Annotated in this window: 14 protein-coding genes and 1 rRNA gene; 8 read left to right on the top strand and 7 right to left on the bottom strand. The window is 59.7% G+C overall.

Annotated elements, in window-relative coordinates:
• The 3 genes from rrf to HBN54_RS12305 all read left to right on the top strand — a co-directional run.
• Positions 1 to 90: ribosomal RNA gene (rrf, locus tag HBN54_RS24180) — 5S ribosomal RNA — on the top strand; the annotation flags it as partial.
• A 65-nt stretch (positions 91 to 155) separates the two neighbouring features.
• Positions 156 to 1505, top strand: a complete 1350-nt coding sequence (rodA, locus tag HBN54_RS12300; protein WP_168673746.1) for a rod shape-determining protein RodA — start codon at positions 156 to 158, stop codon at positions 1503 to 1505.
• A 296-nt stretch (positions 1506 to 1801) separates the two neighbouring features.
• Positions 1802 to 2842, top strand: coding sequence for a hypothetical protein (locus HBN54_RS12305; protein WP_210428049.1), 1041 nt, complete (start codon positions 1802 to 1804; stop codon positions 2840 to 2842).
• 64 nt (positions 2843 to 2906) lie between these two features.
• On the opposite strand, the gene HBN54_RS12310 is transcribed toward HBN54_RS12305, so the two are convergent.
• Positions 2907 to 4073 (bottom strand): hypothetical protein, encoded by a 1167-nt coding sequence (locus HBN54_RS12310; RefSeq protein WP_168673516.1) that lies wholly within the window; start codon positions 4071 to 4073, stop codon positions 2907 to 2909.
• A 37-nt stretch (positions 4074 to 4110) separates the two neighbouring features.
• Here HBN54_RS12310 and HBN54_RS12315 point away from each other — a divergent pair, with 37 nt between their 5' ends.
• The 4 genes from HBN54_RS12315 to recO all read left to right on the top strand — a co-directional run bounded on the left by HBN54_RS12315 (position 4111) and on the right by recO (position 8505).
• Positions 4111 to 4449: a 2Fe-2S iron-sulfur cluster-binding protein gene (locus HBN54_RS12315; protein ID WP_168673517.1), complete on the top strand. Its 339-nt coding sequence runs from the start codon at positions 4111 to 4113 to the stop codon at positions 4447 to 4449.
• A gap of 151 nt (positions 4450 to 4600) precedes the next feature.
• Complete coding sequence (locus HBN54_RS12320) at positions 4601 to 5227, top strand: thymidine kinase (protein ID WP_168673518.1); 627 nt, start codon at positions 4601 to 4603, stop codon at positions 5225 to 5227.
• Between the two features lie 71 nt (positions 5228 to 5298).
• Entirely contained in the window at positions 5299 to 7674 is a 2376-nt protein-coding gene (gene porZ / locus HBN54_RS12325; RefSeq protein ID WP_168673519.1) for a type IX secretion system anionic LPS delivery protein PorZ, read from the top strand.
• Positions 7675 to 7785: 111 nt separating this feature from the next.
• Positions 7786 to 8505, top strand: a complete 720-nt coding sequence (gene recO / locus HBN54_RS12330) for a DNA repair protein RecO (RefSeq protein ID WP_168673520.1) — start codon at positions 7786 to 7788, stop codon at positions 8503 to 8505.
• A 99-nt stretch (positions 8506 to 8604) separates the two neighbouring features.
• Here recO and HBN54_RS12335 read toward each other — a convergent pair whose 3' ends face one another.
• From HBN54_RS12335 to HBN54_RS12355, 5 genes are all read right to left on the bottom strand, one after another.
• Complete coding sequence (locus HBN54_RS12335) at positions 8605 to 9558, bottom strand: FKBP-type peptidyl-prolyl cis-trans isomerase (protein WP_168673521.1); 954 nt, start codon at positions 9556 to 9558, stop codon at positions 8605 to 8607.
• A 44-nt stretch (positions 9559 to 9602) separates the two neighbouring features.
• Positions 9603 to 10124: an FKBP-type peptidyl-prolyl cis-trans isomerase gene (locus HBN54_RS12340; protein ID WP_168673522.1), complete on the bottom strand. Its 522-nt coding sequence runs from the start codon at positions 10122 to 10124 to the stop codon at positions 9603 to 9605.
• A 6-nt stretch (positions 10125 to 10130) separates the two neighbouring features.
• Positions 10131 to 10727, bottom strand: coding sequence for an FKBP-type peptidyl-prolyl cis-trans isomerase (locus HBN54_RS12345; RefSeq protein ID WP_168673523.1), 597 nt, complete (start codon positions 10725 to 10727; stop codon positions 10131 to 10133).
• A gap of 89 nt (positions 10728 to 10816) precedes the next feature.
• Positions 10817 to 11860 carry an FKBP-type peptidyl-prolyl cis-trans isomerase gene (locus tag HBN54_RS12350; protein WP_168673524.1) on the bottom strand — a complete coding sequence of 348 codons (1044 nt, stop codon included), beginning with the start codon at positions 11858 to 11860 and terminating at the stop codon, positions 10817 to 10819.
• A gap of 37 nt (positions 11861 to 11897) precedes the next feature.
• Positions 11898 to 12944, bottom strand: coding sequence for a DHH family phosphoesterase (locus HBN54_RS12355; RefSeq protein ID WP_168673525.1), 1047 nt, complete (start codon positions 12942 to 12944; stop codon positions 11898 to 11900).
• A 225-nt stretch (positions 12945 to 13169) separates the two neighbouring features.
• Between HBN54_RS12355 and HBN54_RS12360 the strand changes: the two genes are divergently transcribed.
• Entirely contained in the window at positions 13170 to 13580 is a 411-nt protein-coding gene (locus tag HBN54_RS12360) for a nucleoside-diphosphate kinase (RefSeq protein ID WP_168673526.1), read from the top strand.
• A gap of 111 nt (positions 13581 to 13691) precedes the next feature.
• On the opposite strand, the gene HBN54_RS12365 is transcribed toward HBN54_RS12360, so the two are convergent.
• Positions 13692 to 14786: an AAA family ATPase gene (locus HBN54_RS12365; protein WP_168673527.1), complete on the bottom strand. Its 1095-nt coding sequence runs from the start codon at positions 14784 to 14786 to the stop codon at positions 13692 to 13694.
• Between the last annotated feature and the right edge of the window lie 22 nt (positions 14787 to 14808).

The raw sequence follows: 14808 nt of genomic DNA on the forward strand, positions 1-14808 counted from the left end.
TTCACCTCTTCCCATTCCGAACAGAGTCGTTAAGCCCCGGTGCGCCTATGGTACTGCCTTCACCGGTGGGAGAGTCGGTCGCCGCCAACCTTACAACAGGAAATCCTCTTGGATGCTTTCACCAGCAGCCAAGAGGATTTTTGCTGTCCGCACGGATGCTAAGTTTATACCAGCGTATTTTTGTCAACTTATCCTTATTTACATTATTTGTGCAAGTTTCTCCCGCACGTTATAGCAGAAGTATTGATTGGGTAACGGTGTTGCTTTATGTGATACTGGTTGGAATCGGTTGGGTTTGTATTTATGCATCGAGTTACTCGCCGGACGCGCCAGCAAATCCTTTAAGCAACATGAGCTTTGATAAGCTGATGGCGTTTAACTGGTTTAAACAACTATTATGGATTGCAACTGGGGTTGTATTGATTGTTGTGCTGCTGGTGGTTGACTATAAGGCGTATGATACTCTGGCGTATGCGTTGTACGCGGGCATGATTGTGCTGCTGCTGGTAACGATGGTGGTAGCTCGGCCGATTGCCGGGTCCCGTTCCTGGTTGGAATTGGGACCGGTAAGATTGCAACCAGCTGAGTTTGCAAAATTTACGACTGCGTTGGCTGCTTCACGCTTTATGGCGAGTATTAACCTGAGGTATCAGGACTGGCGTGACCAGTTAATACTGGCTGGGATTACGCTGTTGCCGCCGTTGCTGATTGTGGCATCGAATGAATCGGGGCAGGCGTTGGTTTTTGGGGCGTTGCTGCTGGCTTATTTCAGGGAGGGGATGTCACCGCTGATATTGCTGTTGCTGGCAGTGGCCGGCGTTGTGTTGATATTGGCTTTAATAGTGCCTAAAGTATGGCTCGTGGCAGCTTTTACGGTGATTTTGCTGGCTGTGCTGGGGATTAACCGGCGAGTGTTGCGGCATCATATGCCGTTGGCGATTGGGGTATGGGTGGCGGTGATTGGAATGGTTGTTGGGGTAGATTTCTTCTATAACCACGTATTGCAGCCCCACCAGCGGCAGCGGATTGAGATATTAATAAACCCTTCTTCGGACCCGTTGGGTAAGGGATGGAATGTGACTCAAAGCAAGATTGCCATTGGGTCGGGGGGATTGTTGGGGAAGGGTTTTCTGCAAGGGACGCAGACTAAATTTGATTTCGTGCCTGAGCAGAGTACTGACTTTATTTTTTGTACGGTAGGAGAGGAATTTGGCTGGATGGGCAGCTTAGTGGTAATTGGACTTTACCTAACGCTGCTGTGGCGCATTATTTATGTGGCGGAGCGGCAAAAATCTGTTTTTGGACGAACGTATGGGTATTGTGTGGCGAGTATTTTGTTTTTCCACATCACTGTGAACATGGGCATGACAATAGGCCTGGCTCCGGTGGTAGGTATTCCGCTACCTTTCTTCAGCTACGGCGGCTCTTCATTATGGTCTTTTACTATTCTGCTATTTAGCCTGCTGGCGTTGGACGCTTACCGAAAGCAGGATTTGGTACGCTAATGGGGAAAGCACAGGTGCCGGGCTGGGTGTGGGCGGTACTAGTGGGCGCACACGTATTGACGTTGGGCTGGGTGCTTCGCCAAGGGAATTGGTCTTTTGCGGATACGGGGCGCTACATTCAGGCGGCTGAGAATCTGTGGCGGTATGGGGAGCTTTATGCCCGGCCCTGGCCTGCGATAGTACCCAGTGGTCAGGCGGTGCAGGAGTTCACGATTCGGCCAGTTGGTTATCCGCTGGCCATACTGGGCTTGGGAGGCGCTACCGGGCACCCGGCAATGCTGCTCGTGGTCCAGAATATGCTTAGTCTGCTGAGCTTGGGAGTTGTATTGAAGTGGTGGGGGCGATGGGCAGACCCTGGTACTTGGGATTGGGCGCTGGCAGTGGGAGCGGTGCTGACCTTTCCAGCTCAGCTAATCTATGCGAGCTCTGTAATGAGTGAAATGCTGCTGCAAACGGCAGTGCTCGGTATCGCTATTTCAGCTTTTGCGTTTATTCATTCTTGCCGACTGCGGTATTTTGCGGCCGGGGTGGCGGCGGTGGTGGCGGCTTTGCTGCTAAAACCAGTTTTTTATCCGTTGGCGTTTGTGGTTGCGGTGCTGGCGGTAGGGGTGGGCTGGCGCTACCGCCGTTTGGCTGTGGCGGCCATTGGCCTGGTGCCTGTGTTGGTGGTGGGGCTGTACATGCAGTGGAACCAGCAGCGGACAGGGTATTTTCATTTTTCGAGTATTGCAGAAATTAATTTGCTGCAGTACAATGCAGCGGGGGTGGTGCGGCAGATTGACGGACCGGAAGTAGAGGAAAAATGGGTGACGCAGGTAATCGAGCGAGCTAATGCGGCGCCGGATTTTGCGACGCGGCAGCATTTTATTCAGGCCCAGGCGGGGGCAATGCTGACGGCTCATCTCGGCTTGTATGCGCGGCAACATGCGCAAGGGATGGTTGCGTTGTTCCTGGACCCTGGCCGTTTCGATTTGAGTCAGCTGCTGGGCTGGCCACCGCCTGCCGGAGGAGGCCTGCTGAATCAGGCGCGGCAGGGCCGGCTTTGGCAGGCTGCTACAAGCCTGCCTTGGGGGCAACTGGCGCTATTGGGGGTAATATTGCTGGCGAACGTAGCCCGATTGGGGTTTGCCGTGCGCGGTTTTTACCGGCTGCAACACGATAGCGATGCGATGCGCTACGGAAGCTGGATGGCAGTGGGGCTGTTGCTGTACGTGGCGGCCCTGACCGGTCCCTTGGGGGCGGCTCGATTTTTGGTGCCGGTGTGGCCACTGCTGCTAGCGTTGGCATTGGTGGGGCTCCGAGGGCCACAGCCGGTGATGCAAAAGCAAGAAGGCTAACCGGGGTACGGTTAGCCTTCTTGCAGAAGAAAATGACTCAAGTAGAAAAAATACCTGCGTGTTGCTAGGCGAATTTGCGCTCAATGAGCTTCAGGAGCTTGTTGACATGCTCTTCCTTGCGGCTCCAATCGTAGCGCTGCGAGAGGTCGGTATTGACGTAGGCACGGGCCTGGTCGATGGCGGGCAGGGAATCGAGGTGCTGAATGGCTGCGTGGTAGTCCATGTTTTCACCGTTGAACAGCTCGTTGATGAAGCTAAAGCGCTGGTTGATGGAAATAGCTTCGCGCAGGGTATCTACTTTGGGGCCGGAGCGCTCGGCCAGCGTAGCGGGAGCCGACGTGGCGCGGAGGGTTTCGGCTAAAGGGGAGGCAGCTTGCTGGCCGGCTTTCAGCTTTTCGTGCAGGGGAACGATGGCGGAATCGACCGTTGGAAGCGGCCGCGTGGGCGGCTCGGCGATTGGCGCAGGCTTAGGCACAATTGGCGGGGGTGGTTCCGGCAACTCTTCCTTGGGGGCCGCAACGAACGTGGGGGGAGCTACAGGAGCCGAAACCGGGGCCGGCTCCTCGACCCGTGGGGGCGTGGGGGCAACGGATACCGGGCCATCCTCGAGCAGGTCGGCGGTGGTGAGGGGCAAAAGCGCGCTGAGCTCGGTGACGAGCCGCTGGATGGGCTGATGGGCCTTGTAGTTAGCGGTGTGGTAAAGCTCGAACCGATGCGCGAGGAAATCGCGGCTGAGGTCGTCGCTAACCGGCAGGCTATCGATAAAGCCCTGGTAAAAAGCTTTGTCGATGTCGATGTAGCGCAGGTTATCGCGCACCAAAGCCAGGGTAGGCTTTTCGGTATTGCCGAGAAGCAGACGTTGGAAGCTGTCCGTAGGGTCGGCCACCATGCCCAGGGCATCGGCGGCGGCCTGGGCCAACAGGGGCTCAAAAGTGGCGCGGTTCAGGCTGATGTGCCGCGAAAGCACATTCATAAACTGGGCCAGCGCGGCCTGCACCGGGGCAGCCTCAAAGTCAAAATAGGTGCTGCGCAGGCGGGCGGTTTCGGCCTGCCATTGGCCCAATAGCTGGCGGATAACCAATAAGTTGAGCTGGCGAACGGGCGTGAACTTGAGCACGGCCGGGCCGTCGAGGGTGGCGGTGGGCTGGGTACCAAAATGCTGGTCGCAGAGCCGGGCGGCCAAGCGGCGGCCATACTGTGCACACTTGGCGAGGCTATATTTGTCGTTCATAAAAAGGCCGGGTTTCGGTGGCCGAAGTTAGGCACAAATGGCCCTGTTGACGATTGAAAACTTGCCCGGCGCGGCCGTGAACGTGCCCGCCGGGGCCACATTGCTGGCAGCTTTGCAAGCTGCGGGCCACGACTGGATGCACGCCTGCGGGGCCAAAGGGCGCTGCACTACCTGCCGCGTCTGGCTGCGGGCGGGCCAGGAAAACCTGAGCCCGCTCACGGCAGCCGAGCTGCGCTACCAGGCGGCCGGCCGCCTCCGGCCCGATGAGCGGCTGACCTGCCAGGCCCAGCTGCCCGCGGGTGATGCCATCGGCCGGGTGCCCGAGGCCACGCAATTGCCCCACGTGCGGTACGGCGAAGGGCCGGCGGCCGATTAACCGAAATATTGGTTGGCCCACGCTGGCAGGGAAAGGCAGGTGGTCAGGGCGTTTGCTGGTTTGGGGGTAGGGGCGGTGCATGTGGCGGGCGTCGCCCTTGGTGGTTCGTCCCTAACTTTAGGATTCAAAACCACCCAAGCCCGTCCGTATTTTGTTTATTGAACCTCGCGTCGGAAACCGCCACAATGCCCCCCGCCGGGGCTGGATTGAAGTGGTGTGTGGCTCCATGTTTTCGGGCAAGACCGAAGAACTGATTCGCCGCCTCACCCGTGCCCGCATTGCCCGGCAGCGGGTCGAAATTTTTAAGCCTGCGATTGATACGCGCTACCACGCCGAAGATGTGGTGAGCCACAACGCTGCCCGCATTCGCTCGACGCCGGTGGCCATTGCCTCGGAAATCCTGCTGCTCGCGGCCGGGTCCGACGTGGTGGGCATCGACGAAGGGCAGTTTTTCGACAGCTCGCTGGTAGACGTGTGCGAGCAGCTGGCTAATAATGGTATCCGCGTTATTGTAGCCGGGCTCGACATGGACTACCTGGGGCGGCCCTTTGGGCCCATGCCGGCCCTGCTGGCCACGGCCGAATACGTGACCAAGGTGCACGCCGTGTGCGTGTGCTGCGGCGAAATTGCTTCGTATTCCTATCGCATCGCGGCCAGTGCCAGCCAGGTGCTATTGGGCGAATCCGACTCGTACGAAGCGCGCTGTCGGCCGTGTTTTCTGGAGGGTATGCAGGCCAAGGAACCCACACCGGAAGCCCGCCCAGCCGCCGCGCACTAAATTTCGGGGTGTAGCGTTGGCAACGGCGGCCCTGCTGCTTTCTATCCTTACTTTGAGCTTTTGCTGAGCGTATGTCCCATTTTTTCCGTTGTTTGCTGGGGTTAACCGGCTTTTTTCTGTGTGCGAGCACCGCTTCTGCCCAAGGCCCGGTTGGCTACGGCGACTGGCAACTGCACCTTCCCACCAACCACCCCCTGGTGCTGGCCGATGCGGGCAACCGGCTGTATGTGGCCACGGAAAACGCTTTTTATTTTCTGGATAAGACCCAGAATACCACTCAGGTTCTTTCGCGCCGCGATGGACTGAATGACGTAGCAGTGACGGCCCTGGCCTACGATTCGGTGACGAAGCAAACTGTGCTGGGGTATCGCAACGCTAATATCGACGTGCTGCGGCCCGATGGTAGCGTGCGCAACATCAACGATGTGCTGCGCAAACTGGGGCAGGGCGGGATTCAGGCCGGCAACAGCCCAATCAACCGGATATCAATCAGCAATGGCAAAGCATACGTTTCGGCTTCTTTCGGCGTGGTGGTCATTGATTTAGTAAAGCTTGAAATAACGGATACGTACAGCAGCATTGGCCCCGGAGGGACAACCGTGAGCGTGTACGATGCCGCTTCGACGGGCACCTACCTGTACCTGGCCACCTCGGCAGGCCTGCTACGCGGGGCGCTAACCACCAACCTACTGGACTACCGCAACTGGACCCTCTCGCTGCCCGTGCCGTTGAACCCCGGCGCGGCGATATACCGGCTATTAGCGGTTTATGACGGGCAGGTGTATGCGGCAATCGACGGCGCGGGCGTCTACAAAGTCGTGGCAAATGCCTGGCAATCGGTGCCTAATACCTACGCGGGGTCGTTTCGCAGCTTACGCACCAGTGGCATTGGCGTGCTGGCTACGGATGACAATGCCGGAGTGCGCCGCATTGACCGCAACGGCGTGGTAACTACCGTGGTGCCCGCCATAACGGGGTATGCGCAAGACGTAGTGCGTGCCCGCGATGGCAGCTACTACGTGGCGAACTACGAAAAAGGCCTGCAACGGGTGCAGGCCGGCACTGGCAGGGTGACCGACTCGTTTGTGGCCAACGGGCCGGCAAGCAGCCTGGCGTTTAGTTTGCTGGCCGATGCCCATGTGAATACGGTCGACGTGTTCACCGGGGGCTACAGTGAGCGTTATACGCCTAACTACTATCAGTCAGGATTTTACGAATACAATGCGGGGCAATGGAGTAATTTTAATCCGCCGAAACTGCCCGGCAATTCAAGTGCAATTCCGTATTTGCTGAGCCCCGTGCGCGGGACCCGCACGCCCGATGGCACCTTATACGTGGGGGCCTATGGCGGGGGGCTGCTGGAATGGAAAGGGCCCGACCAGGTGCGGCATTTTGGGGAAGGCCTCCCGACTGGTAGTCCCCTCATCGGCACTTTTGGGCTGGGCAATAATCGGGTTGAGGTAACGGATGTAGCGGCAACCCCGGAAGGCAAAGTGTGGGTAGTGAACCGGCATTTGCTTCCCGGTAGCTCGGGCTTGTTTATTCTGGACCCTGCTACGACCACCTGGCAAGTTATTCCGTGGGTGCCTCATCTGCAGGAGCTTGAGCGGATTGCCCTCGATGACAACGGCTACGCCTGGGTAACGGTATCACGCAAAACAGACCCCTCCGGCACCGGGCCCGCCATTGGCATTTACGCGGTAGACCCCGCCATTACCCAACCAAATCCACCGCGCCTGTTTACGTCCGCGACCGGCCTGCCCGACAATCAGATTTACGAGCTGGCGAAAGACCGACGCGGGTACATGTGGGCGGCTACCATCAAAGGCGTGGCCGTATTTAATGACCCGAGCGGACCGTTCCTGTCCCCGGCCGGGTTCACGCTGCCGGTGGTGCGGCGCGGGGAAGGCACGGGCTTTCCGGCGCTGTTTAGCGAGGCCGTGCGGACGCTGGCCGTGGACGGTGCCGACCGCAAGTGGTTTGGGACCGATAACGGCCTGTGGCTGTTCAGCCCTGATGCCGACGAGGCCCTGCTGCACTTCACTACGGCCAACAGCCCGCTGCCTTCCAACCGCATTGTGGATGTGAAGGTGAACAACAAGACCGGCGAAGTATGGGTGGCCACCGATGCCGGCGTGGTTGCCTACCGGGGTTCAGCTACCGTGACCGAAGGTGAACCGCACTGCACGGCCGTATTTCCCAATCCCGTACGGCCTGATTTTCAGGGCGTGGTCGGTATCAGCGGTTTGGCCAATAATGCACTGGTGAAAATCACCGACGTGGCGGGCCACCTTGTGTATGCCACTACGGCTACCGGCGGGACCGTTACCTGGAACCTGACCATGCCCGATGGCCAGCGTGTGCGGTCGGGCATCTACCTGGTGCTGTCGTCGGATGCCGATGGCAAAAACGGCTGCGTGAGCAAAGTGGCCGTCCTTAGCAAATGAGTTGAGCGTGTGGGAAATGGGGGAATCTGGAGAACGTGGAAATGTGCCAGTTGCAAGCCAGTTGAAAATCTCCACATTTCCACATTTTCCATGTTTTCACATTGATATAGCATGCTGATTAAAACGCGGGGCATTGTCCTCAGCTACCTCAAATACCGCGAAACGAGCATTATCGCCCGGGTGTATACCGAGCGGCTGGGCGTGCAGACCTACGTGGTGAATGGCGTGCGAAAGGCCAAGCCGCCGGGGCGCATTGCCCTGTTTCAGCCCTTCACGCTGCTGGAGCTGGTGGCCTACGTGGCCCGGGGCAGCAGCGGCCTCACACGGCTCTCGGAGTTCCGGTGTGCCGAGCCCTTCCAGACGCTGCCCTACGACGTGCACAAGAGCAGCGTGGTGCTGTTTCTGTCGGAAGTGCTGGGCCGGGCCGTACGTGAGGAAGAGCAAAACGAAGCCCTGTTTCAGTTCCTGCACGACTCCATCCTGGACTTCGACCGGCAAGCTGCGGGCAGCGAGAATTTTGCGCTGGGGTTTCTGCTGCAGCTGGCGGCTTATTTGGGCTTCGGCATCAGCTCTGGCAATGAGTTGACCGACCAGGTGATTATGGCGGGCCACGCGGCTACCGCTAGGGGCGCAACCGGCCCGGCCACGCTGCGGCTGCACGAGTTCGATGGCTATTTCGACGAGCTGCTGCGCAACCCCGCCACCAGCACCATCCCCAACGGCCGCGTGCGCCACGAACTGCTGAACGTGCTCATCCGCTATTACCAACTGCACGTGGAGCAGCTGGGTGAAATCCGCTCCCTCGAAATTCTATCGCAGGTTCTCAACTAAAAAGGTTGTCCTGTGCTTATCGGGAACCACACGCCTACCGGCATACTGGTTTCTGACAAGCACAGGACAGCTTTTTTTAAGCTTACCGGCTTAATCCGGTTATTTGAAGTCCACCAGCTCCACCTCGAAGCGGAGCACGGCGTTGGCGGGAATGTCGGCGCCGGCACCGCGGGGGCCGTAGGCCAGCGGCGAAGGGATGAGCAATACGGCCTTGCTGCCCTTGTTGAGCATGGCAATGCCCTGGTCCCAGCCCGGAATCACCTGGCCTTGGCCCAGCACGAAGGAAATGGGCTCGTTGCCGTGCTTGGCCGAGGAGTCGAATTCCTGGCCCGTGGCTAGTACCGTGCCCCGGTAGAGCACGCGCACGGTTTGGCCGGTTTTGGGAGGCAGGCCGGTGCCGAGCTTCTTGAGGATGTAATAGGTGCCGCCTACGGTTTTTTTGGCCGTGGCCTTGTTCTTTTTCAGGTAGGCCTGAATGGTGGCTACGTCCTTGGTCATTTGGGCGGCGGCCAGCGCTTTGCCCTGCCGGACGCTTTCTTCCTGCAGTTTCTGCTGGCGGGCCGTCATTTCGGCCATCGTCACCAGCTCGCGGGCGCTGGCCAGCACCACTAGCATGTTGCCGCTCCGGCGCAGAAACGGTGGCACGGGCTGGCGGAAGGTTTTCGCAAACACGGTATCGGCCGGGAAGCGGAAGATGGCGCTGTCGCCGGGCAGCAGCAGGCCCAGGGCTTCCTCCAGGCTGCCGGAGGTGACCTGCGCGGGCAGGGCCACCGGCTGGGGCAGCGGCTGCAGCTGGCGCGAGTTCATGAGCACCGAGTCGCGGCCCGTGCGGAATTCCATGAATACCGTCAGGACCTGGCCGGCCCGGCTGGCATAGGGCGCATCGGTGGGCGCGAGGGCGCGGGGCTGGTAGCGCCCGGCGGCATCTTTGCGGAAGAGGCGGTACTCCGTGCCTGCGGGCAGGCGGGAGAAATCAGTGGCCGGAGCCTGCGCCTGCGCCACCTGGGTTAAGCTAAAAAGGGCCCCTAACGCGGCAAAAAATAGATTTCGCATTGTTCTAAGTAAGGTTCTGGAAGGATGAGCGGCGGCATGATGCCTTACCGGACGCTCATCACCTGCAACTCGAATACCAGGTCAGTATCGGGAGGAATTAGGTAACGGGATTCATCATCGGGGTCGCGCACGCCGGCTGCGCCGTAGGCCAGCGCGGCCGGTATCCAGGCGCGCACCCGGGAGCCCACGGGCAGTAGGGGCAGCAATTCGTCCCAGCCCGCAATAACTTCCTTACGGCCCACTCGAAACCGTACCGGCCCACCCGAGGCGGCCGTGGCGTCAAAAATATGGCCGTCGGGCAGGAAACCGGTGTAGCGCACGGCTACGCGCTGGCCGGGCCGGGCCAGCGCTCCCGTGCCGCGCTCCCGAAACACAAAACGCACCCCGCCCGGCGTAAGCTGCGGAGCGAGGTGCGCGGTATCGGGACTAGCCCCAGTGGCGGAGACAATGGGCGTAGTGGGCACGGCCGGCTTGGGGGCATCCTGGGCCAGGGCTGCCGGGCCACTAAGCAGCAGCAAGGCCAGCAGGCTGCCTATTCCCCGTGTGATGCCCGTGGTGCCGTGCATGATGGATTAAAATACTTCGAGGATTTCTACGTCAAACATCAACGCCGAATCGGCGGGGATGTTGGCTGTCGCGTTGACACCGTAGGCCAGGTAGGAGGGAAGGAGCAGTAGCTTCCGGTCGCCCTGGCGCATCAGCAGCAACCCTTCGTTGAACCCGGGCACTGCCCCGCTGCCCCCTGTGAATACCACACAGCCACACTGGGTGCGGTTCTCGGAGGAGTTATCGAAAATAGTGCCCTGTGGATAGTTAGGGTTGCCATACGAAGCCGGGTAGCCCGTGGAGGCCGGATGCGCGCCGTTGCTCAGAAATCGCCCGATGTACTTCACGCGCACTTGCTTACCCGTGGTAACGGCCGGGCCGGTACCCGCCACGCTGTCCACCACGTAGAGACCGGAAGTGGTGCGGCGGGCTTTGCTCAGCAAACGATTGCGAACCAGGTAGTTGTGAATCGTATCCTCGTCGATGATTTTCAGCTGATTCTGGTGTTCAGCCACCTGCTTCTGGTAGGTCGTTTGCGAGTTGCAGCTCCAGAGGGCCGGAGCGGCTAGCAGCAGGCAGGCACCCAGCACCAGGTGGTGTGCACGGAGCAGAATTTTATTCATGGCGAAGCGGATAAAAAGATTCCGACCAACGGAGCCCGGGCAGCAGTGCCGCGCCGCCCGTTGGCCGGAATCAGTAACAGTAAGAAGGATTATTGAACGTCAACAAGTTCCACTTCAAAGCGCAGAGGCGCATTGGCGGGAATGTCGGCCCCAGCCCCACGCGTGCCATAGGCCAGCGCCGAAGGAATGAGCAAGATGGCGCGGCTGCCCTTGTTGAGCAGGGCAATGCCCTCGTCCCAACCCGGAATCACGGCACCCTGGCCGATGGGGAAGTCAATGGGCTTGCCGGCTTTGTCCGACGAGTCAAACTGCTTGCCGCTGAGCAGCGTGCCGTTGTAGTTCACGCTCACGGTCTGGCCGGCTTTGGGCGTAGCGCCGGTGCCGGGCTTCAGCACCTGGTAGTAGACGCCTGATGGCGTTTTCTGCACGGTGAGGCCGTTTTTCTTGATGTATTCCTGCAGCACGGCATCGTCCTTTTTCAGCTGGGCCTGCACGGCGGGCTCGGCCATGGCCTTCGCCTGGGCGTCTTTCTGGGCCTGCATCTGCTTGGCGTACTCGGGCGAGGCCATGCGCTGCTTCAGCTGGGCGGCCATGGCGCGCTTTTGCAGCTCGGGCTGCATGGCCTGGGCTTCTTCCTGCGTGATGAGCTTGTTGGTGGTCGATACGAACATCTGCACCACGTTGCCGCCACGCTTCAGGAAGGGAGGCACTGGCTGGCCCGACTTGGGCTTGATGAGGGAATCGACCTGGAAGCGGAACACGCCGCTGTCGCCGGGCTGGAGCATGGACAGGGCCTCGTCGGGCATGCCTTTCTGCTTCAGCTCCTGCAGGGGCAGGGGCACGGGCATGCCCACGTCGCGGCGGGTGTTCTGCAGCACCGAGTCCTTGCCGGTGCGGTACTGCATGTTGCCGAGCAGAAACTTGCCCACGCGGTCCTTGTAGGTCGGGTCGCCATCGGGGCCGATTTCGCGCCGCTCGTAGCTGTTGCCGACTTTTTTGAAAATCTTGTACTCGATGCCGGACTTGGTCTTGGCAAACTCACCCCCGTCTTTGTTACAGGCCGTGAGGGAAGCGAAGCTAAGCACGCCGGCCGCCAGGGCCAGCTGCCGCGCAGAGCGGGAGGAAAAACGCATGAAAATTAAAAAAGTGAGGGTCAGATACGGTTCAAAGTTACGCCACTGGCGGCGCTACGGCAGCGGGTACGCCCGTTAATTGTTCCTTGTATTCGGGCAGGATGCTGAGGAAGCGGTCCACGGTTGCATCGAGGGGCAGGTAGCTGATGCCACCGGAGGCATTGTGGTGCCCGCCGCCATCGAAATGCTTGCGCGAAAAGTCGCTGACGGAGAAGCTGCCCACCGAGCGGAAAGAAATTTTGACGGCCACGCCGCGGTCAATGAAAACCGCCGCGAAAAGGATGCCCTCAATGCTCAGGGCGTAGTTTACCAGGCCTTCGGTGTCGCCGGTTTTGCTCTGGTACTGGCGTAGCTCGTCCTGCGTGATGGCGATGTAGGCCGTGTTGAACTCGCGGTTTACCACCAGCTTATCCTTCAGCACGAAGCCCAGAAAGCGGAGACGAATTTCCGAGTGCGAGTCGTAGATGCGGCGGTGCACCGACGATAGGTCGATGTTCACCTTGAGCAGCTCGGCGATAATCAGATGCACGTTGCGCGAGGTGCTGGGGTGGCGGAACGAGCCCGTATCGGTCATGATGCCCGCGTACAGCGCCTCGCCCATGCCCTTGGTGATGAGGTCCTGGTGGCCCAGGTCGCGGATGATTTCAAAAATCAGCTCGGCCGTGGCGGCCGCCGTGGGCACCGAGAACGTGATGTCGGCAAAGTCCTCGGGCTCCTGGTGGTGGTCTACCAGCACCTTGGTGGCGCTGGCCTGACGGATGTACTCGCCCAACTCGTTGATGCGGCCCAGGCAGCTAAAATCGAGGCAGCAGATAACTTCAGCGCGGGCAATGAGGTCGCGCACCTGTCGGTCGTTCTGGCGCTTGTCATACACCACCACTTCGTCGTTGCCCTCCATCCAGTTGAGGAAGGCTGGGTAATCGGACGGCGTGACCACCGTGACGTGGTGGCCCTGCTGCTTCAGATACCCGGCCCAGGCCAGTGACGAACCCAGCGCGTCGGCATCGGGCTTGTGATGGGTGGTAATAACAATTTGTTTGGGCTGCGCCAGCAAGGCTTGCAGCGCGGAAATGGAACTAGACATCGACAACGTGAATGGCCCTGAAACGGAACTGAGGGCCGGTGGCTTACGAATAATTGGGGCGGCAAAAGTCGGCATAAATCCGTTCCCAACAACGCACTGCCTCCGGAAGGTTCTCTTCAAGTATCTCAAAGGCGGGCCAAACCCGGCCAAAGCAACCCGTGTGCTTTGTTGCTACTTTTGTAGCTCAATACTTTTTTTAACCCCCACTCTCCCCCGACCAACGCAATGGCCACCAACCGCACATTCACGATGATTAAGCCCGATGCCGTTCAGGAAAACCACATTGGTGGCATCCTGAGCATGATTGAGGCCGGCGGCTTCCGTATCGTGGAACTCCAGAAACTCAACCTCAGCGCCGAGCGCGCCGGCCAATTCTACGCTGTGCACGCCGAGCGTCCGTTCTACAACGACCTCGTGAAATACATGTCGAGCGGCCCCATCGTGGCGGCTATTCTCGAAAAAGAAAATGCTGTAGCTGACTTCCGCACCCTCATCGGCGCTACCAACCCGGCCAACGCCGAGGACGGCACCATCCGGAAGAAGTACGCCAAGAGCATCGAAGCCAACGCCGTGCACGGCTCGGATTCGGACGAAAATGCTCAGATTGAAGGCGAATTCTACTTCGGCAACAAGTAATTCCAGCCGCCGCATGGCAGCAAAAAGCCCGTTCTGCGCATGCAGAGCGGGCTTTTTATTTATACCAAAAGCAGACTGTTTTTATACTAATCTTGTATTGTTGAGCTTTTTTTAGCGGCTGAAGCCAATGCGTTTGCCATTGGCCTCCAGCTCGGTAAAGGTATTGGGCTCGCGGTTGTAGAGCTCGGCCAGGGAAGTTGGCTCCGTAATGGGGTCGGTCAGGCCCAGCGTGGTGCCCAGGGCCTGGGCCTTGTCGGCCGCCAGGGGGCCAAAATGGTAGGCCGCAATCAGCCGGCCCTTGCGCAGCAGGGCTTTGTCGATGCGCGAAAGCTCGGTGTTGAACGTGCAGATAATCTGAATGTGGAAGCCGTCAGACAGCAGGCCGTCGGACAGGTTCAGCAGGTTGCTCACGGCGTTGCCGCCGGGCCCATCGCGCTTGGTGAGCAGCTCCTCAGCATCCTCAATCAGCAGGATGGAATTGGTGTTGTCGTGGAGCTGGTTGATGAATTCAGGGTCGGCGATTCGGGCGGCCAGGTTGGGCGGGATGAACAGCTTGGGCTTATCGGTGAGGCCGCAGAGGTGGCGGATGTAGCTGGTTTTACCGTTGCCGGGCGGGCCGTAAAGGATGATGATGCCCTTGTCGTTGGGTTTCTGCAGGCGCTGCACAATGGTTTCGTGGGCGGGCAGCAGGTCGTCGTTGTAGTGCGTGGCCAGGTTCAGCGCCGGAATGGTGATGGGCAGGGGGCTGAACTCCAGGTCGCCGGTGCTGAGGCGCAGCACCTGAATGCGCTTGCGCTCGACTTTGCCGGTTTCGAGGTGGGCTGTGAGCAGGGCGCGCAGCTGCGCCAGCAGGGCCGGGTCGGTGTGGGGCGAATAGTAGAGCTGGGCCGCCTGGTCGCCGTAAATGCCGCGGTCGTAAAACCACAACAGCACGTGCGGGGCCAGCGTCAGGGCCTGGTACTGCAGCTCGGGAGCCTTGCCTACTTCCTCCACGTACACCGATTGCATCACGGTGGCGCGGTCCAGGTCGTGGGTTTCGGCCAGGCTGGTGAGCACGGCCTGCCGGGCCTCGGTGGAGGCCAGCTGATAGATTTCACGGCGCGGCAACGCGCCGAAAGTGGCATAAAACCACGCCACGGGCTGGAATCCCTGGTGGGTGTAGCTCAGCGACAGGTCGGGGGTAGGAGGGGGAAGCGGGGGCGTCATGCCAGATGCAAATGCTTGAAAA

The sequence above is a fragment of the Hymenobacter artigasi genome (assembly GCF_012275535.1).
Lineage (GTDB): Bacteria > Bacteroidota > Bacteroidia > Cytophagales > Hymenobacteraceae > Hymenobacter > Hymenobacter artigasi.

Bases quoted from the DNA above. Each gene is read 5' to 3' on its own strand.
- porZ (WP_168673519.1), top strand. From the start codon at position 5,299: ATGTCCCATTTTTTCCGTTGTTTGCTGGGGTTAACCGGCTTTTTTCTG.
- rodA (WP_168673746.1), top strand. From the start codon at position 156: ATGCTAAGTTTATACCAGCGTATTTTTGTCAACTTATCCTTATTTACA.
- HBN54_RS12315 (WP_168673517.1), top strand. From the start codon at position 4,111: ATGGCCCTGTTGACGATTGAAAACTTGCCCGGCGCGGCCGTGAACGTG.
- HBN54_RS12355 (WP_168673525.1), bottom strand. From the start codon at position 12,944: ATGTCTAGTTCCATTTCCGCGCTGCAAGCCTTGCTGGCGCAGCCCAAA.
- HBN54_RS12310 (WP_168673516.1), bottom strand. From the start codon at position 4,073: ATGAACGACAAATATAGCCTCGCCAAGTGTGCACAGTATGGCCGCCGC.
- HBN54_RS12340 (WP_168673522.1), bottom strand. From the start codon at position 10,124: ATGCACGGCACCACGGGCATCACACGGGGAATAGGCAGCCTGCTGGCC.
- HBN54_RS12350 (WP_168673524.1), bottom strand. From the start codon at position 11,860: ATGCGTTTTTCCTCCCGCTCTGCGCGGCAGCTGGCCCTGGCGGCCGGC.
- HBN54_RS12360 (WP_168673526.1), top strand. From the start codon at position 13,170: ATGGCCACCAACCGCACATTCACGATGATTAAGCCCGATGCCGTTCAG.
- HBN54_RS12305 (WP_210428049.1), top strand. From the start codon at position 1,802: ATGCTTAGTCTGCTGAGCTTGGGAGTTGTATTGAAGTGGTGGGGGCGA.
- recO (WP_168673520.1), top strand. From the start codon at position 7,786: ATGCTGATTAAAACGCGGGGCATTGTCCTCAGCTACCTCAAATACCGC.
- HBN54_RS12365 (WP_168673527.1), bottom strand. From the start codon at position 14,786: ATGACGCCCCCGCTTCCCCCTCCTACCCCCGACCTGTCGCTGAGCTAC.
- HBN54_RS12345 (WP_168673523.1), bottom strand. From the start codon at position 10,727: ATGAATAAAATTCTGCTCCGTGCACACCACCTGGTGCTGGGTGCCTGC.
- HBN54_RS12335 (WP_168673521.1), bottom strand. From the start codon at position 9,558: ATGCGAAATCTATTTTTTGCCGCGTTAGGGGCCCTTTTTAGCTTAACC.